The sequence below is a fragment of the Streptococcus infantis genome (genome assembly GCF_015546995.1).
GTDB lineage: Bacteria > Bacillota > Bacilli > Lactobacillales > Streptococcaceae > Streptococcus > Streptococcus infantis_J.
The window spans coordinates 87,175-105,276 of sequence record NZ_JADMUH010000004.1 but is presented as its reverse complement, the minus strand read 5'-3'; the positions used below and the strand labels follow the sequence as shown (position 1 = coordinate 105,276).

Here is an 18,102-nt window from a genome sequence, read left to right as displayed (position 1 = left end):
CATCTTCGTAAACTAGCCAATCAAAACATCTTGGATACTAGAAGAGAGGGGAAAATTATATATTATTTTATAAAAGACGAGGAAATCAGAGATTTTTTTAATCAACTAGGATAACAACTATTTTTACTACTCTACCATTCACTCTACCTTTTATTATGTAGCATTCTAAAAACATTGATGTACCAACGTTTCTAACAGCTAAAATAGAAATTATTTAATCTTTTATAGAAGTGAAGTAAGCATTCAATTCGAATCAATACATAAGAAAAACGCTTATTTTAAGCGTTTTTTCTTTTTTCCAATTTCAATGTATTGCAAAAAAATCAACCGAATGACTACATTTTTGACTACATTTTTTGTGAAATAAATTAGATGTTCGGATATATAGAAAACGCTCTAGTCATGTTGTCTAGAGCCTTTTTGTGTTGTTTTAAAATTTATTAAAGCACATATTCGTGAGCATATAATTTGAGTGCGCTCTCATATTTTGATATACTATATTTAACCCAAATATATAGGGGTAATGAAAGGAGGCGCATATTATGTTGTGGTCCATTATTGTAGGAGGCTTTATCGGCCTTGCAGCAGGGGCAATCACTAAAAAAGGTGGCTCAATGGGAGTAATTGCTAATATATTTGCCGGTTTAATCGGTTCATCAGTAGGTCAATCACTCCTTGGTACTTGGGGACCTTCACTAGGTGGTATGGCTATCATTCCATCTATTGTTGGTGCAGTGATTGTAGTTTCTGTGGTATCGTTCTTTTTGGGTAAAAAAGGTTAATTTTTTACTCGAAAGCAGACTATAGCTTTTAATTTATAATGACGGGTAAAGCTATGGTTTGTTGCACTAATTGAAAGGATTTTATATGTCAAAATCGAAGAAAATATTATTGTTTATTTTCTGTATTTTAATCTTGACAATTTTCCTTCCTATTTTGATAGATTACCACCAGGTTAGTGATTTAGGGATTCAATTGACTAGCTGGCGACAGACATCATTTGAATATTATCTCGCTAGATATGTATTTTGGGGGCTTCTAGGCCTGTCTATCTTAGTTTTATTATGGATGTTAGTAATCCTGTTTTATCCTAGACAATATCTGGAAATAAAACTTGGAACTAAAGATGATAATTTAAAACTAAAAAATTCAGCTATTGAAGGGTTTGTTCGATGTTTATTGGATGAACACAAGATGGTCAAAAATCCCAAAATTCAGGTACATACTCGGAAAAAGAAATGTTTCGTTTATGTAGAAGGTACAGCTGTTCTTTCAGATAACATTGCTAACAAATTTGAAGTAGTTCAAAACGAAATCACTCAAGGATTGAAAGAATTCTTTGGTATTGATCGAGAGGTTAAACTGGAAGTTTCAGTGAAAGAATATGACCCTCAAAAAGCAGCTAAGAAAATTGTTAGTCGTGTAAAGTAAGGAAGTAAAAAATGGAATGGTTTAAAAAATATCAATACCCAATTCTATGTGGTGTAGTAGGTATTATTCTAGCCTGCTTCATCCTATCCTTCGGTTTCTTTAAAACATTGTTCGTTTTAATCTGTGGAGCCTTAGGAATTTGGTTGGGATACTATGTACAGAAGAATTATTTAAATAAATAAAGGAGTTTCATATGTCAAACGTAGAAAAAAATGTAACTGAAAAAAAAGATGTTGTTGTTTCTAAAGATGTTCGAGGAGAATTAACTTACGAAAATAAAGTTATTCAAAAAATTATCGGTCTTTCACTAGAAAGAGTCCCAGGACTATTACATGTTGACGGTGGATTCTTCTCAAATCTTACAGAAAAACTTGTCAATACTAACGATGTAACACACGGTGTTAACGTTGAAGTTGGTAAAGAACAAGTAGCAGTTGACTTGAACGTTATCGTAGAGTACAGAAAAAACGTTCCAACTCTATACAAGGAAATCAAAGACGTTATCGTATCAGAAGTTGCGAAAATGACTGATCTAGAAGTAGTTGAAGTTAACGTTAATGTTGTTGACATCAAAACTAAAGAACAATATGAAGCAGACTCAGTTAGCCTTCAAGATCGTGTCACTGACGTGGCAGAATCAACAGGCGAGTTCGCGTCAGAACAATTGTCTAGAGTGAAATCTGGTATCGGTTCAGGTGTCGCAGCAGCACAAGAAAAACTTGGCGAAGGCGCTGAATTCGTTCAAGAAAAAGTTGGCCAAGGCGTTGAAACTGTTAAAGACGCTGCAGCCAAAGCAGAACCACGTGTTCACTAATTGCTAATTTAGAAAAAATAAAAGGAGGACATACTTATGTCTACAGAAGAAAAATTCAACCAAGCAGCAGGAGCTGTTAAAGAAGGCGTTGGTAAATTGGTAGGTGACAAAGGACTTGAAAGCGAAGGAGCTGCTGAAAAAGTTGCTTCTAAAGTGAAAGAAGTCGCTGAAGATGCAAAAGACGCTATTGAAGGAGCTGTTGAAGGTGTTAAAAACATCTTTAAAAAAGACGACGCTAAATAATAAAATTTAGGTAATCTTACTATTTTCCTTGAAAACACTCCCTAACTGGGGGTGTTTTTGTTATTCGTTTTTATCAATGCACGTTTTATAGAGAAAAAAAGAATACAGGACAAACAAATTCCTGTATTCTTAAAATAACTTAGAGCAGCTTTAACAAAACAGCGACTAATATGATTATAGTGCAAATTATTTTTCCGATTTTTTCATGTTGCTTGAACAATTTTTCAGAGAAAAGAGTCAATATAAGCGCAACACCCATCAACGCAGTGCTTAAAGTTTGAGTAGTCATGGTACACACTCCTTTCGTTATTTTATAAATCCAATAATTGATTTAAATAGTCACTAGTTAATCTGCAAAGATGTTTATCTTCTCTATAAACCCCTTTTGTCATTAGTCGGTATCTCTATCTATCTTAATTATAGTACAAATATCCTTATTAAACCAATAAATGTAATTTTTTATAGTTTGGTGTTTGTACACTTTTGACAAGGATGGCCCCTACTCCAAGCTTACTTCTAAAAAGGTAATGAGTTAAATTCTCTTGCCCTTTTTACTGCTTCTGTTTTTGAGAGCGCTTGAAATATGTTATAATAAAACTAGATTAAATTTTTGGAGGAAAACCGTGGGAAATTTCATTGAGCTAGTCTTTCATCGTTTCTTTTTGGGGATGATTGCGACTGCTTATTTTTGGTTATTGACACTAGCAGGAGGAGTGGTTTTTGGTATAGCACCCGCTAGTGCAACTCTCATGAGTTTATTTGCTGAAAACGGATATTCTTACCGTGCTTATCGTTTCAAGGAAGCATGGGCTTTATTTAAGAGCAATTTTGTCAAAAGTAATCTCAGTTTCTACACCTTTATAGGGATTGACTTCATCTTGATTTATGGTTTGTATCTGATGATTCAGTTGCCAAACCAGACCATTATCCACTTGGCAGCAACATTTCTAAATATCTTTTTAGTAGCCTTAGTATTTTTGGCCTATACGGTATCTTTAAAGTTACAGGTTTACTTTGAATTGTCCTATAAAAACACCTTAAAGCTGGCCTTTATCGGAATTTTTATGAGTTTGTCAGCAGTGGCCAAGGTTCTCCTTGGTAGCGTCTTGTTAGCCATTATTGGTTTCTATATGCCAGCCCTCATTGCTTTTGTAGGTATTGGAATGTGGCATTTCTTTATTAGTGATTTATTGGAGCCTGTTTATGAGAGTATTCATGAAAAATTGGCAACAAAATAATACCAAACAGTTTCGTCTCCACTCACTTCTTAGGCTTTATAGCCTAGTCATGATTGTTATCATCACTTGTTTTGCTCTCTTGCTCTCCTATGTTTACTGGGATATGCGTGAAAAAGAAGCAAGTCGAGTCAGTCAACGTGTCTTGGCTCGGACGGTCGACGAGGTTGAATACTATTATCGTGAATCCACTCGCCTGGCTCAAGGTTTGGTAGAAAATCAAGCTCGGATTGAAGGAATTTACAAATATTTTAGCCTCAGCACGCCGGATTATTTTTACTGGCAGTTAGAGCGCAAGGCGTCACCCTATATTTCCGTTTCTATTTATGAAAATATCGATGATATCTACGTGCGAAATGATTTCGTGAGTGGTGTTGCGATTGTTCTACAGGATTCAACGGACGTCTTTGTATCCAAGAGAGATAATCGTAGTGGACAGAAGATTCCGGCTGATAGCTTTAAACCGGATGCCAATAGTTTCGCTGTTCCAGTGTCTGATCCCATATCGGACCAAGCTCTAGGGGTCATTTATATTTCCGTAGAACCAGAATTCCTCTATAAGGCGATTGACAATACCAGAGGAACAATTCCTGTTGCCGTAACGGTCATTGCACCATATGAAACAGATATGTTCTATATTGGAGCGAAGGGAACGAATGAATCTTGGCTGGTAGGAACAACTGCTCATGGTTATCAAGTTCGAGTAGCTGTACCAAAGGATTATGTTTGGAGTGGGACTTTAGCGAGTTCGGCACTTATTTTAGGTTTGAGCACCCTCTTTATCATCATCTTATATATCACCCTAAGAAGAACCTTCTCTGATTATCAACATCAGGTTGTGGACTTGGTGGATTCTATCCAAGCCATTACTAAGGGAGAGAAAACCAAGAGAATCGACACAGATAAAAAGGACCAGGAATTGCTACTAATTGCTGAGACGACAAATGATATGTTGGACCGGTTGGAAAGTAATATTCATGATATTTATCAACTGGAACTCAATCAAAAAGATGCCAACATGCGAGCCTTACAAGCTCAAATTAATCCGCATTTCATGTACAATACTCTGGAATTTTTGCGGATGTACGCGGTGATGGAAAATCAAAATGAACTAGCAGATATTATCTATGAGTTCAGTAGTCTCCTGCGCAATAATATCTCTGACGAGCGAGAAACGACCCTTAAACAAGAAGTGGAGTTTTGTCGAAAGTACAGTTATCTCTGTATGGTTCGCTATCCAAAATCCATTGCCTATGGATTTTGGATTGACCCTGAATTGGAAGAAATGCGTATTCCAAAGTTCACCCTCCAACCGTTAGTGGAAAATTATTTTGCCCATGGAGTTGATCACAGAAGAACAGATAATGTTATCAGTATCAAGACTTTGAAAAAAGATGGCTATGTCGAAATCTTAGTAACCGATAATGGCCGTGGGATGTCTGCTGAAAAACTAGCAGAAATTCAAGCTAAACTGGCTCAAAGAACCTTTGAACACACAGCAGATTATAAGGGGCAACGACAGTCTATTGGGATTGTTAATATCCACGAACGCTTTGTGCTCTACTTTGGAGACCGCTATAACATCAATGTAGAATCAGCTGAACAAAAAGGTGTTCAATATAGAATCACCATTCAGGATGAAGAGAAAGGATAAACATGTATAAAGTACTATTAGTTGACGATGAGTACATGATTACAGAAGGACTTAAGCGTTTGATCCCTTTTGAAAAATGGGATATGGAAGTCGTTGCAACAGCCAATCATGCTGACGACGCTTTGGACTATGTTCGAGAACATCCCGTAGATATCGTCATTTCTGATGTCAACATGCCTGACAAAACAGGACTTGAAATGATTGGGGAAATGAAGGAACTCTTGCCAGAGGCTTACTATATTCTTCTTTCTGGCTATCAAGAATTTGACTATGTCAAGAAAGCCATGAACCTCAATGTTGTAGATTATCTTGTCAAACCAGTTGATAAGGTTGAACTGGAGCATTTACTTGAGAAAATCCTTGGTCAACTTCGTGAGAAAGTGCATGAGCCAGAAATCTTGAGTCAGCAATTAGATGAAGAAGCCTTCAAGACTCATCTCACCCAAAAAGAAAATTGGTGGATTGGACTCTCCCAAGAGAAACAAGGGGATTTTGTCATTCCCTACTATGTTCTTGGTCAGGACTGGCAGATTGTCCTTGCCGATCAGGAATTTGAGGGTTTGCTAGTCATGCCTTTTAAGGCTCCTTATCAAATCAACTTTGAAAAGTGGAAACGTGATGTTGAAAAAACTCTCTTTTATGGATCGGTCAATCTAGATCAATCTGAAAGTCTCTTTTCTTATTATGAACCCATTTATCGAGTTATTATCCAAGGAAATCTTCAGCAGATTATCGAAGAGTTGAATTTGCTTGAGAAGATTGTGTTGGAAAACACACCGAGGGTATCCATTACCAAGCAACTCTTTACTCAGTTTGTAATGGATGTCTTCCACCTCTTTGAGCATCTGAAAGCAGATGATATGACAGATATTGTCAAAAGAATTCATGCTATTACAAACTTTGAAGATTTAGTGGCTTATACCAAGGAAACCTTGACATCCTTCTTTGGTCAATATCGTATGAATGAAAATGTCGTCAGTGTACTTGAAGTTATTGGTAGAGACTATAAAAAAGAGCTTTCTCTCAAGGATATCAGCAAGGATCTCTTTATCAATCCTGTTTACTTAGGTCAATTAATCAAGAAGGAAACCAATTCAACCTTTGCTGAGCTTCTCAATAAGCAACGGATTAAGGCAGCCCAGCAACTTTTACTATCTACAAATGATAGTATTGAGGATATTTGCTATACTGTTGGTTATAGTAATGTAGGCTATTTCTACAAGGTCTTTCGAAAACTATGTGGAAAGTCTCCGAAGGCCTACCGCAAGCAGATCGAGGTCACCCTCTAACTTTTGTTATCCATCTTAAAATATGCTATAATAAATTCAAAAATATGAGGAGGTTGCTTTTATGAAAAAGAAACCAATCTATCTATGGGTTTTATTAGTCTTATCAGCGATTAATTCAGCCTTGGCAGTAGTTGGAATATTCACTCCAGTACCTAGTAAGGACGCACTTCGTGCTAGCCAAGGAAATGTTGGGACTCTTAGTGCTCAACAATTAGAAGATGCTGTTAACTATGCCCACCAAGTGTCAGAGTTATCTCACTCTATTTTTAACACGATACTAATTATTTTATCAGCTATCCTAGTTGTAGTAGCCTTTGTTTTCTTAATTCGTAAGAACCTGCAGTTGGCAAACTACACTTATGTTGGATATGCCTTGCTAGCTATTATTGGACTAGTCCATGACAATATGAATCTACAAGATGCTATGCAATTGATTAAAGATGACACCCTACGTTTAGGAATGGAAGTCATGTCAAAAGTAACCACTATCATATTCATCGTCATCAATGTTATCTTTTTGGGAATCGTCTTCTATAAAATATGGCGTCAGCAAAAAGAATTAACAGAATCTCAAGAGGAAGAACTCGCCTAAGAGTTGACAAAGGATAACTATCAAGATACAATCTTGGTAGTTATTTTTTATGATTCAAAAAAGGAGGAGAAAATGAAAAAAATTTCCTTGGTCTACATCAGTCTGAGCGGGAATACGGAGAGTTTCGTAACACGATTGAAATCTTACTTATTAGAACATTATGAGAACATTGAAGTAGAAAAAATTCATATTAAAGATTTGGTTAAGGAAGGAGAAGACTTTTTTGAGATGACCAATCCATATGTCGCTTTCCTACCTACTTATCTAGAGGGGGGCAATGGTGTTGACAATGGCGATGTGGAAATTTTGACCACTCCAGTAGGTGACTTTATCGCATATGGTGATAATGCTAGCAAGTGTTTTGGTGTCGTAGGATCGGGTAACCGTAATTTTAACAACCAATACTGTTTGACCGCCAAGCAATACAGCCAGCGCTTTGGTTTTCCAGTCCTAGCTGACTTTGAAATGCGCGGAATGCTAGGAGACATCAAGAAGGTTGCTGGGATTATTGCAGACTTGTATGAATTAGAAGCTTTATAAGAGGCTAGATTTTCTGAGGAAGAGTTTTATTCTATGGATAAAGGATTTACTTCAAAGGGGACAATCGAAATGAGTAAACTACAGAAATCATTTTTAAAGTATATAAAACGCAAACCAAGCTTCAAGGATATTATGCTATGCAGTGCTTTGCTACTATTAGCGATTGCTCTGCTACTGTTCTCTGAGAAAATTTTTGATGAAAATGCAGCACCATTTGGAACCATGGTATCCTTAGGGATTGTTATCCTGGTAGAAATCTTAGCTGTCAGAAATAAATAAAAAGACTCGAGAAATGCATCTCGAGTCTTTTTGTTAGTTGCGAATTTCGTCAACGATTTCTTTTGAAATGGGAATCCCTAAACGGTAGCCTTTATTCACGTAATCAATGACATCATTGATATTTTCTATCGTTTGGATTTTTTCTTTGATAGTTGCACGAAAATCTTGATCTTTCAATAGTTGGTCCTGAAGCAGTCTTTGAAGTTTCTCTTTTTCATATTTGTTGACAAGAAAGAGAAAAAGAAGACTAATAACAACTAAGATATAAGCGTATTGGCTCATAAAAATTCTCCCTAGGTGATAAAGAAGTAAGTGGTAAGATAAAAGTAAATTTTTTATTTTTCGAGTGATAGTACTGTAAGCGCCTAGCCAAAGCCCGAATAGGATTTGGCGTTAGTTACTTAGCTTGCTTAGTAATAAATTAAATTAATAGATCACGACATGCATCCAAATAAGTCGATATTATTTATTTGGATGCATTAGTAAGGCGTTTAGGCAAATCGCCCGATAGCGATTGCCGTCAAGAGACTAGGAACTTTAGTTTCAGTCTCTTGTAACGAATCACATCTTATCTGGCGCCTCTACACCCAACAGACGAAGCGCTTCTTTGAGGACAACTGCTGTTGCATAGCTAAGGGCTAGACGGCTGTCACGTTCTGGACTTTCATCTAAGATACGAGTGTGGGCATAGTATTTGTTAAAGGCTTGCGCTAAGCTGATTGCAAATTTAGCGATGATAGAAGGCTCGTAGTTATCAGCTGCACGTTTAATAATACGTGGGAAGTCTTGGATTAGCTTGATGATTTCCCAGCTTTCAGCATCGTTCAAGCTATAGTTGGCACCTGCTTCAGGTTTGAAATCGGCTTTACGCAAGATTGATTGGATACGAGCGTAGGCGTATTGAACATAAGGGCCGGTCTCCCCTTCGAAGGATACCATAGCTTCAAGGTCGAAGTCATATCCATTTGTACGGTCAGTTTTAAGGTCATAGAATTTAATGGCCCCAACTCCAACAGCATGAGCGACCTGGTCTTTGTTTTCAAGTTCTGGATTTTTGGCTTCGATCTGCGCTTTAGCACGGCTGATGGCTTCTGCTACAGTTGGTTCTAGCAAGATAACATTCCCTTTACGAGTAGAAAGTTTTTTCCCTTCTTTTGTAACCAAGCCAAACGGAACATGGACAATATCTTGGCTCCAATCGTAACCCATCTCTTGCAAGACAGCCTTGAGTTGTTTAAAGTGAGCAGATTGTTCTTGACCAACGACATAGATAGATTTGGCAAATTGGTATTCGTTTTTACGGTAAAGGGCTGCAGCCAAGTCACGTGTGATGTATAGAGTTGCGCCGTCAGATTTCTTGATAAGAGCTGGGTGTTCAATTCCATATTTTTCAAGATTAACAACTTGGGCACCTTCTGATTCGACTAATAGTCCTTTTTCAGAAAGGATGTCTACAACTGCATCCATTTTATCATTGTAGAAAGCTTCTCCGTTATAGCTGTCGAATTCAACTTGTAGCTCATTGTAGAGACGGTTAAATTCTACCAAGCTTTCATCGCGGAACCATTGCCAAAGAGCGAGAGCTTCCTCATCACCGTTTTCAAGTTTGCGGAACCATTCGCGTGCTTCTTCATCCAAGCTTGGATCGTTCTCAGCTTCAGCATTAATGCGGACATAGAGTTTGAGAAGTTCATCAATTGGATGTGCTTTGACAGCTTCTTCATTGCCCCATTTCTTGTAGGCAACAATCAACATCCCAAACTGTTTCCCCCAGTCTCCCAAGTGGTTGACCTTGACAGTTTTATAGCCGATTTTTTGGAAGATATGTGACAAGCTATCTCCGATAACTGTTGAACGAAGGTGACCGATTGAAAATGGTTTAGCGATATTAGGGCTAGACATGTCAATAACGACATTTTCTTGATTGCCAATCTCTTGGTCAGCGTAGTGCTCTTTTTCAGTGATAACGTTTTGCAGTACTTGACCAGAAATAGCAGCCTTATCAAGGAAGAAGTTGACGTAAGGACCTGTTGCTACAACCTTTTCAAAAGCTTGGCTGTTGATCTTTTCAGCAATGTCAGCAGCAATCATTTGAGGAGCTTTACGTTCAACCTTTGCCAATGAGAAGGCAGGGAAGGCGATATCTCCCATATCTGAGTTTTTAGGTGTTTCTAGTAAATGTAAAATAGCCTCTTGGTCCAGGCTATCAATGACGCTAGCCAACTCGCTAGCAATCAATTCTTTTGTATTCATTTAAGGCTCCTTTAGGGCTTTTCTACTATTTTATCATAATTTACTACATTTTTTTTGAAAGAAGAGATTTTTTTTGAAATATCCAGTTTTTTTGATATAATGTTCTTACTAAAAAAATGTAAAATGTAATAAATATGCAATCGAAAGGATCTTATGAGAAAAAGAGAACGTCATCAGCTCATCAAACGAATGATTACAGAAGAAAAATTAGGAACTCAAAAGGAAATTCAAGATCGATTGGAAGCCTGTGATGTCTTTGTGACACAAACGACCTTATCCCGTGATTTGCGAGAGCTTGGCTTAACCAAAGTTAAGAAAAACGATGTTGTTTACTATGTACTAGCAAATGAGACAGAGAAGATTGATCTGGTCGAATTCCTTTCACATCATCTTGAAGGTGTAGCGAGAGCTGAATTCACTTTAGTTCTCCACACTAAACTTGGAGAAGCATCCGTTTTAGCCAATGTAGTAGATTCAAATAAAGATGGGTGGATCTTAGGTACTGTTGCCGGAGCGAATACCTTGTTGGTTATCTGTAAGGATCAACATGCAGCTAAAGTCATGGAAGAACGCTTGCTAGAGTTAATGGAAGATAGATAAGGTCTTGAGAGCTTCTCTCAGGACTGTTTTTACAAGGAGAGAGTAAATGACTACTGAAAAATTATCACCTGGGATGCAACAGTATGTGGATATCAAAAAACAATATCCAGATGCTTTTTTGCTTTTTCGCATGGGTGATTTTTATGAGTTGTTTTATGAGGATGCCGTCAATGCCGCTCAGATTCTAGAGATTTCGTTGACCAGTCGCAATAAAAATGCTGAAAATCCTATTCCCATGGCTGGGGTTCCTTATCATTCTGCCCAACAGTATATTGACGTTCTAGTTGAGCGTGGCTACAAGGTTGCCATCGCTGAACAGATGGAAGATCCTAAGCAAGCTGTTGGTGTCGTTAAGCGCGAGGTTGTTCAGGTCATTACACCAGGGACAGTGGTTGATAGTAGTAAGCCAGATAGTCACAATAACTTTTTAGTGGCTATTGATCGTGAAGATTCCCAGTATGGACTAGCCTATATGGACCTAGTGACAGGTGATTTCTATGTAACGGGATTATCAGATTTCTCTCTAGTCTGTGGTGAAATCCGTAATCTCAAGGCCAGAGAAGTGGTGATTGGTTACGACTTGTCTGAAGCGGAAGAACAGATTCTCAGTCGTCAAATGAATCTAGTGCTTTCCTATGAACAAGAAACATATGAAGATGTTCATCTGTTGGATTCAAGATTGGCAACTGTTGAAGGAGCAGCTAGTGGGAAACTTCTTCAGTATGTCCATCGGACGCAGATGAGAGAGTTGAATCACTTAAAACCTGTTATTCGTTATGAAATCAAAGATTTCTTGCAGATGGATTTTGCGACCAAGGCTAGTCTTGATTTGGTTGAAAATGCTCGCTCAGGTAAGAAACAAGGGAGTCTGTTCTGGTTGCTAGATGAGACTAAAACTGCAATGGGTATGCGTCTTCTACGTTCTTGGATTCAACGTCCCTTAATTGATTTAGATCGTATCATAGAACGTCAGGAGGTTGTGCAAGTCTTTCTGGATTATTTCTTTGAGCGCAGTGATTTAACAGAAAGCCTTAAGGGAGTCTACGATATCGAACGTCTGGCTAGTCGAGTGTCTTTTGGCAAAAGTAACCCTAAAGATCTTTTGCAATTAGCGACTACCTTGGGAAGTGTTCCACGAATTCGCACTATTTTAGAAGGAATGGAGCAACCAGCTCTAGCTTATCTAATTGAACAACTGGATGCTATTCCTGAGTTGGAAAATCTCATTAGTGCAGCCATTGCTCCTGAGGCTCCCCACGTGATTACCGAAGGTGGTATTATCCGAACGGGCTTTGATGAGACCTTGGATAAATACCGTCGTGTGCTGAGAGAAGGGACTAGCTGGATTGCTGAAATCGAGGCCAAGGAAAGAGAAAACTCTGGCATCAATACTCTCAAGATTGACTACAATAAAAAAGACGGCTACTATTTCCATGTAACCAACTCGCAGCTAGGTAACGTACCAGCCCACTTTTTCCGCAAGGCTACGCTGAAAAACTCTGAGCGATTTGGGACAGAGGAATTGGCGCGTATCGAGGGAGAAATGTTAGAGGCGCGTGAGAAATCAGCAAACCTAGAGTACGAAATCTTTATGCGTATTCGTGAGGAGGTTGGCAAGTATATCCAACGTCTACAGGCTCTGGCTCAAGGGATCGCTACTGTCGATGTCTTGCAAGGCTTGGCAGTAGTTGCAGAAAATCAACACCTGATTCGACCAGAGTTTGGGCAAGAGTCGCGGATTGATATCCAGAATGGTCGTCACGCAGTTGTTGAAAAGGTCATGGGAGCTCAGACCTATATTCCCAATAGTATCCATATGGATGAAGATACTAGCATTCAACTAATTACAGGTCCGAACATGAGCGGGAAGTCAACCTACATGCGCCAACTAGCCATTACAGCGGTTATGGCTCAGATGGGTTCTTATGTCCCTGCAGAAAGTGCTCGTTTGCCAATTTTTGATGCAATTTTTACCCGTATCGGTGCGGCAGATGACTTGGTTTCAGGTCAATCCACCTTTATGGTAGAGATGATGGAAGCTAATAATGCCATTAGTCATGCGACCAAGGATTCATTAATTCTTTTTGATGAGCTTGGTCGAGGAACCGCAACTTATGATGGTATGGCTCTAGCCCAGTCTATTATCGAGTATATCCATGAGCATATTGGTGCCAAGACTCTCTTTGCAACGCACTACCATGAATTAACCAGTCTGGAAGCTAGTCTTGAACATCTAGTAAATGTACACGTAGCTACGCTTGAGCAAAATGGTCAGGTCACTTTCCTTCATAAGATTGAACCAGGTCCAGCAGACAAATCGTACGGTATTCACGTTGCTAAGATTGCAGGATTGCCAGCAGACTTGCTAAAAAGAGCGGATGCGATTCTAACTCAACTAGAGAGCCAAGGTCAGGAAAATCCAATTTCTATCAATCAAAGGAATGTTGTCAATGAGCAAATGTCTCTCTTTGATGAAAAAGAAGAGAATCCTATCCTAGCAGAGTTGGCCCAAGTAGATGTGTACAATATGACACCTATGCAAGCCATGAATCTCTTATTAGAATGGAAGCAAACATTATAAGCAAAAACCCACTCGCAAAAAGGAGTGGGTTTTTAGGCCTTATTTTTTCTGAGCTAATAGTTGGTTGATGTGGGCAACCTTCTTTGATTCTCTTTTGTAGAGAATCGTCCAAATGATGAGGTAGACGATGGCAAACTCTGGGATGAGTTGGAGGAGGAAAACCCAGTTTAATGGGAACCAGCCTGCTAGGATTGCTAGAGGGACAAAGCCTAAAAACATGAGGAAGAAGTGAGTGACAGTCGCACGAAGAAGGCTCCAATCTTGAGCAAATAGACGACTACCAAAACTAAAGAGGACTCCGATAGCTGCCCAGATAATCGTAGAGTAGAGCAAGACCAGAGAACCATGGACTTGATGCTCTCTCATGAATTGACCAATGGGAGATTCAGGACTTAGAGGTGCGTAGTTACTTGGTGAATAGATAAACGAAAAGATAATAGATAGGATAAGACCGATGAGGATACCGGTTGTGGCATCGTGAAATACTTGTTTTTTCATAGTTCTAATTTCTCCTTAATAGCTTTGAGGTAACGGCGAGATGAGTAGGTAAAACTGTCGTTTTTAAGATAAATTTCAATCAAGCCGTTAGAGGTTAGTTTTAGATGACTGATCGCATCAATGTTGACAATTTCGGATTGGGAAATTTGGATAAAGGAAGCAGGTAGAATTTCACTTGCTTGGTAGAGACGAATGTCAAGTGCATAGGTTTGGCTATTCGTTTCGGCCAGAACCTTACGATTTTCAATGTATACACGCTGAATCTTGCTAATCTGAATCAAGTAGACCTGGTCTTGGAATTTCCCTTTGATGGTCTCCTTTTGATCTAGGGATTGGACAAAGTTCTGAACCTTTTGAACTTTAGGGGACAAGGACGGTGCCTCTATGATGATTTGCTCTTCAGTGTATTGCTGATCAATATCGAGTCTGACTTTCATAATTTCTCCTTTCATCAAGTTGTAATAGAGATCTCTTACTTACAAATCTATTAAACACCATTTTGTCGACAAATACAAGATGCTTTGTCTATGTGGTCGGTTGAAGAGTCTATCTGGTAGGCGAACGTTTTCAACTAAATTTAAGAGCAAAGAAGTCAAAAAATAAGAAGAAATATATTGACAAAAATAGAAAAAAAGTGGTACAATGTTAGACGGTACTTTTTACTTTTGGTCTCTCAAGAGTGTACAGGGACGTGCTGACAAATGTTGCAAAAGTACACACAGATGATAGCTGTCACCAAGTGTATCATCACCAAAAATAAAAAAACACAGGAGAATGTAGATGCCTACAATTAACCAATTGGTTCGCAAACCGCGTAAATCAAAAGTAGAAAAATCTAAATCACCAGCTTTGAACGTTGGTTACAACAGTCATAAAAAAGTTCAAACAAACGTTTCTTCACCACAAAAACGTGGTGTAGCAACTCGTGTTGGAACTATGACACCTAAAAAACCTAACTCAGCCCTTCGTAAATTTGCTCGTGTACGTTTGAGCAACCTTATCGAAGTTACTGCTTACATCCCAGGTATCGGACACAACTTGCAAGAGCACAGCGTGGTGCTTCTTCGCGGTGGACGTGTAAAAGACCTTCCAGGGGTACGTTACCATATCGTCCGTGGTGCACTTGATACTGCAGGTGTTAACGATCGTAAACAAGGCCGTTCTAAATACGGTACTAAACGTCCGAAAAAAGCATAAGGAAAGGGGATAAAGAGAAATGAGTCGTAAAAATAGAGCTCCAAAACGTGACGTATTGCCAGATCCGCTTTACAATTCACAACTAGTTACTCGTCTTATCAACCGCGTTATGCTTGATGGTAAACGTGGTACAGCTGCTTCAATCGTTTACGGTGCTTTTGAGCAAATCAAAGAAGCTACTGGTAACGATGCACTTGAAGTATTTGAAACAGCTATGGAAAACATCATGCCTGTACTTGAAGTACGTGCACGTCGTGTTGGTGGATCTAACTACCAAGTCCCAGTTGAAGTTCGTCCAGAACGTCGTACAACACTTGGACTTCGTTGGTTGGTAACAATCGCTCGCCTTCGTGGTGAACACACAATGCAAGACCGTCTTGCAAAAGAAATCTTGGATGCTGCTAACAACACTGGTGCAGCAGTTAAGAAACGTGAAGACACTCACCGTATGGCTGAAGCTAACCGTGCCTTCGCACACTTCCGTTGGTAATAAAATGATGCTAGGAATGGTAAGGATGCAAGGTGAAAATAGGAAACTGACGCAGTATTCGACGAATACAAGGAAGTTTATCTTTTTCACACAGCATCCCATTCCGGCTCAAATCGGCTAACTAACTTTAGCCCGAGTACAATTCAACTTCCCATCTCACAAGTTGAAACCAACTAAACAAGATAAACACTGAGAACGGGTGGGTCCTGCCTATCCGTTTTTATTGAAATCGTGTTATAATAGAATAGAAATAAAAAATATAGGAGAAACAAACCTCATGGCACGCGAATTTTCACTTGAAAAAACTCGTAATATCGGTATCATGGCTCACGTCGATGCCGGTAAAACAACTACAACTGAGCGTATTCTTTACTACACTGGTAAAATCCACAAAATCGGTGAAACTCACGAAGGTGCGTCACAAATGGACTGGATGGAGCAAGAGCAAGAACGTGGTATCACTATCACATCTGCTGCGACAACAGCTCAATGGAACAACCACCGCGTAAACATCATCGACACACCAGGACACGTGGACTTCACAATCGAAGTACAACGTTCTCTTCGTGTATTGGACGGTGCGGTTACAGTTCTTGACTCACAATCAGGTGTTGAGCCTCAAACTGAAACAGTTTGGCGTCAAGCAACTGAGTACGGGGTTCCACGTATCGTATTTGCCAATAAAATGGACAAAATCGGTGCTGACTTCCTTTACTCAGTAAGCACACTTCACGATCGTCTTCAAGCAAATGCACACCCAATTCAATTGCCAATCGGTGCTGAAGATGACTTCCGCGGAATCATTGACTTGATCAAGATGAAAGCTGAAATCTATACGAACGACCTTGGTACAGATATCCTTGAAGAAGATATTCCAGCTGAATACCTTGAACAAGCTCAAGAATACCGTGAAAAATTGGTTGAAGCAGTTGCTGAAACTGACGAAGAATTGATGATGAAATATCTCGAAGGTGAAGAAATCACTAACGAGGAATTGAAAGCTGGTATCCGTAAAGCGACTATCAACGTTGAATTCTTCCCAGTATTGTGTGGTTCAGCCTTCAAGAACAAAGGTGTTCAATTGATGCTTGATGCGGTTATCGACTACCTTCCAAGCCCACTTGATATCCCAGCAATCAAAGGTATCAACCCAGATACAGATGAAGAAGAAACTCGTCCAGCATCTGACGAAGAGCCATTTGCAGCTCTTGCCTTCAAGATCATGACTGACCCATTCGTAGGTCGTTTGACATTCTTCCGTGTTTACTCAGGTGTTCTTCAATCAGGTTCTTACGTATTGAACACTTCTAAAGGTAAACGTGAACGTATCGGACGTATCCTTCAAATGCACGCTAACAGCCGTCAAGAAATCGACACTGTTTACTCAGGTGATATCGCTGCTGCCGTTGGTTTGAAAGATACTACAACTGGTGACTCATTAACAGATGAAAAAGCGAAAATCATCCTTGAGTCAATCAACGTTCCAGAACCAGTTATCCAATTGATGGTTGAGCCAAAATCTAAAGCAGACCAAGACAAGATGGGTATCGCCCTTCAAAAATTGGCTGAAGAAGATCCAACATTCCGCGTTGAAACAAACGTTGAAACTGGTGAAACAGTTATCTCTGGTATGGGTGAGCTTCACCTTGACGTCCTTGTTGACCGTATGCGTCGTGAATTCAAAGTTGAAGCGAATGTAGGTGCTCCTCAAGTATCTTACCGTGAAACATTCCGTGCTCCTACTCAAGCACGTGGATTCTTCAAACGTCAGTCTGGTGGTAAAGGTCAATTCGGTGATGTATGGATTGAATTTACTCCAAACGAAGAAGGTAAAGGATTCGAATTCGAAAACGCAATCGTCGGTGGTGTGGTTCCTCGTGAATTTATCCCAGCGGTTGAAAAAGGTTTGGTAGAATCTATGGCTAACGGTGTTCTTGCTGGTTACCCAATGGTTGACGTTAAAGCTAAGCTTTACGATGGTTCATACCACGATGTCGACTCATCTGAAACTGCCTTCAAGATCGCTGCATCTCTTGCACTTAAAGAAGCTGCTAAGACTGCACAACCAGCTATCCTTGAACCAATGATGCTTGTAACAATCACTGTTCCAGAAGAAAACCTTGGTGATGTTATGGGTCACGTAACTGCTCGTCGTGGACGTGTAGATGGTATGGAAGCACACGGTAACAGCCAAATCGTTCGTGCTTACGTTCCACTTGCTGAAATGTTTGGTTACGCAACAGTTCTTCGTTCTGCATCACAAGGACGTGGTACATTCATGATGGTATTCGACCACTACGAAGATGTACCTAAGTCAGTACAAGAAGAAATCATTAAGAAAAACAAAGGTGAAGACTAATACGTCGTCACTCTAAAAGGAAGTCACTTAGTGACTTCCTTTTTCTG

Annotated in this window: 21 protein-coding genes and 1 pseudogene; 17 read left to right on the top strand and 5 right to left on the bottom strand. The window is 39.3% G+C overall.

Annotated features, from left to right (window positions below):
• The 6 genes and pseudogenes from cadX to I1J71_RS02690 all read left to right on the top strand — a co-directional run.
• Window positions 1-114, top strand: a pseudogene (gene cadX / locus I1J71_RS02715) (Cd(II)/Zn(II)-sensing metalloregulatory transcriptional regulator CadX); the annotation flags it as partial.
• Between the two features lie 428 nt (window positions 115-542).
• Window positions 543-782: a GlsB/YeaQ/YmgE family stress response membrane protein gene (locus tag I1J71_RS02710; protein WP_195183617.1), complete on the top strand. Its 240-nt coding sequence runs from the start codon at window positions 543-545 to the stop codon at window positions 780-782.
• Between the two features lie 85 nt (window positions 783-867).
• Window positions 868-1,431, top strand: a complete 564-nt coding sequence (gene amaP, locus I1J71_RS02705; protein WP_195183616.1) for an alkaline shock response membrane anchor protein AmaP — start codon at window positions 868-870, stop codon at window positions 1,429-1,431.
• A gap of 11 nt (window positions 1,432-1,442) precedes the next feature.
• The gene (locus tag I1J71_RS02700; RefSeq protein ID WP_004250679.1) at window positions 1,443-1,613 is read left to right on the top strand and encodes a DUF2273 domain-containing protein; all 171 of its coding nucleotides are present in this window, start codon (window positions 1,443-1,445) and stop codon (window positions 1,611-1,613) included.
• An 11-nt stretch (window positions 1,614-1,624) separates the two neighbouring features.
• The gene (locus I1J71_RS02695; RefSeq protein WP_195183615.1) at window positions 1,625-2,245 is read left to right on the top strand and encodes an Asp23/Gls24 family envelope stress response protein; all 621 of its coding nucleotides are present in this window, start codon (window positions 1,625-1,627) and stop codon (window positions 2,243-2,245) included.
• Between the two features lie 36 nt (window positions 2,246-2,281).
• A complete protein-coding gene (locus tag I1J71_RS02690) occupies window positions 2,282-2,488 on the top strand; it encodes a CsbD family protein (RefSeq protein ID WP_004250682.1) in 207 nt (68 codons plus the stop codon).
• Between the two features lie 139 nt (window positions 2,489-2,627).
• On the opposite strand, the gene I1J71_RS02685 is transcribed toward I1J71_RS02690, so the two are convergent.
• The gene (locus tag I1J71_RS02685) at window positions 2,628-2,777 is read right to left on the bottom strand and encodes a hypothetical protein (RefSeq protein ID WP_195183614.1); all 150 of its coding nucleotides are present in this window, start codon (window positions 2,775-2,777) and stop codon (window positions 2,628-2,630) included.
• A 334-nt stretch (window positions 2,778-3,111) separates the two neighbouring features.
• On the opposite strand from I1J71_RS02685, the gene I1J71_RS02680 reads away from it, so the two are divergent.
• The 6 genes from I1J71_RS02680 (at window position 3,112) to I1J71_RS02655 (ending at window position 8,077) form a co-directional block, all read left to right on the top strand.
• Window positions 3,112-3,726 (top strand): YesL family protein, encoded by a 615-nt coding sequence (locus I1J71_RS02680; RefSeq protein ID WP_042759558.1) that lies wholly within the window; start codon window positions 3,112-3,114, stop codon window positions 3,724-3,726.
• Entirely contained in the window at window positions 3,704-5,377 is a 1,674-nt protein-coding gene (locus I1J71_RS02675) for a sensor histidine kinase (protein ID WP_195183613.1), read from the top strand. Before I1J71_RS02680 ends, I1J71_RS02675 begins: the two co-directional genes overlap by 23 nt.
• Window positions 5,378-5,379: 2 nt before the next feature.
• Complete coding sequence (locus I1J71_RS02670; protein WP_195183612.1) at window positions 5,380-6,666, top strand: response regulator transcription factor; 1,287 nt, start codon at window positions 5,380-5,382, stop codon at window positions 6,664-6,666.
• A gap of 61 nt (window positions 6,667-6,727) precedes the next feature.
• Window positions 6,728-7,258, top strand: a complete 531-nt coding sequence (locus I1J71_RS02665; protein WP_195183611.1) for an ABC transporter permease — start codon at window positions 6,728-6,730, stop codon at window positions 7,256-7,258.
• Between the two features lie 72 nt (window positions 7,259-7,330).
• Entirely contained in the window at window positions 7,331-7,798 is a 468-nt protein-coding gene (gene nrdI, locus I1J71_RS02660) for a class Ib ribonucleoside-diphosphate reductase assembly flavoprotein NrdI (protein ID WP_195183610.1), read from the top strand.
• Between the two features lie 33 nt (window positions 7,799-7,831).
• Window positions 7,832-8,077, top strand: a complete 246-nt coding sequence (locus tag I1J71_RS02655) for a hypothetical protein (protein WP_006146256.1) — start codon at window positions 7,832-7,834, stop codon at window positions 8,075-8,077.
• Window positions 8,078-8,110: 33 nt separating this feature from the next.
• Here the strand turns inward: I1J71_RS02655 and I1J71_RS02650 are convergent, their stop codons facing one another.
• Window positions 8,111-8,359, bottom strand: a complete 249-nt coding sequence (locus tag I1J71_RS02650; RefSeq protein ID WP_006146258.1) for a hypothetical protein — start codon at window positions 8,357-8,359, stop codon at window positions 8,111-8,113.
• Window positions 8,360-8,638: 279 nt separating this feature from the next.
• Window positions 8,639-10,330, bottom strand: a complete 1,692-nt coding sequence (argS, locus tag I1J71_RS02645) for an arginine--tRNA ligase (protein WP_195183609.1) — start codon at window positions 10,328-10,330, stop codon at window positions 8,639-8,641.
• A 153-nt stretch (window positions 10,331-10,483) separates the two neighbouring features.
• Between argS and argR the strand changes: the two genes are divergently transcribed.
• Entirely contained in the window at window positions 10,484-10,930 is a 447-nt protein-coding gene (gene argR, locus I1J71_RS02640) for an arginine repressor (protein ID WP_004250715.1), read from the top strand.
• Window positions 10,931-10,976: 46 nt separating this feature from the next.
• Window positions 10,977-13,511 carry a DNA mismatch repair protein MutS gene (mutS, locus tag I1J71_RS02635; RefSeq protein ID WP_195183608.1) on the top strand — a complete coding sequence of 845 codons (2,535 nt, stop codon included), beginning with the start codon at window positions 10,977-10,979 and terminating at the stop codon, window positions 13,509-13,511.
• Window positions 13,512-13,550: 39 nt separating this feature from the next.
• Here mutS and I1J71_RS02630 read toward each other — a convergent pair whose 3' ends face one another.
• Together I1J71_RS02630 and I1J71_RS02625 are read right to left on the bottom strand one after the other, a co-directional pair.
• Window positions 13,551-14,009 (bottom strand): DUF3021 domain-containing protein, encoded by a 459-nt coding sequence (locus I1J71_RS02630; RefSeq protein ID WP_195183607.1) that lies wholly within the window; start codon window positions 14,007-14,009, stop codon window positions 13,551-13,553.
• Window positions 14,006-14,446 (bottom strand): LytTR family DNA-binding domain-containing protein, encoded by a 441-nt coding sequence (locus tag I1J71_RS02625; protein ID WP_195183606.1) that lies wholly within the window; start codon window positions 14,444-14,446, stop codon window positions 14,006-14,008. Before I1J71_RS02625 ends, I1J71_RS02630 begins: the two co-directional genes overlap by 4 nt.
• Before the next feature lie 343 nt (window positions 14,447-14,789).
• Here I1J71_RS02625 and rpsL point away from each other — a divergent pair, with 343 nt between their 5' ends.
• From rpsL to fusA, 3 genes are all read left to right on the top strand, one after another.
• Complete coding sequence (gene rpsL, locus I1J71_RS02620) at window positions 14,790-15,206, top strand: 30S ribosomal protein S12 (protein ID WP_001142333.1); 417 nt, start codon at window positions 14,790-14,792, stop codon at window positions 15,204-15,206.
• 19 nt (window positions 15,207-15,225) lie between these two features.
• Window positions 15,226-15,696 (top strand): 30S ribosomal protein S7, encoded by a 471-nt coding sequence (rpsG, locus tag I1J71_RS02615; RefSeq protein WP_000087873.1) that lies wholly within the window; start codon window positions 15,226-15,228, stop codon window positions 15,694-15,696.
• A gap of 277 nt (window positions 15,697-15,973) precedes the next feature.
• The gene (fusA, locus tag I1J71_RS02610) at window positions 15,974-18,055 is read left to right on the top strand and encodes an elongation factor G (RefSeq protein WP_195183605.1); all 2,082 of its coding nucleotides are present in this window, start codon (window positions 15,974-15,976) and stop codon (window positions 18,053-18,055) included.
• Window positions 18,056-18,102 lie beyond the last annotated feature (47 nt).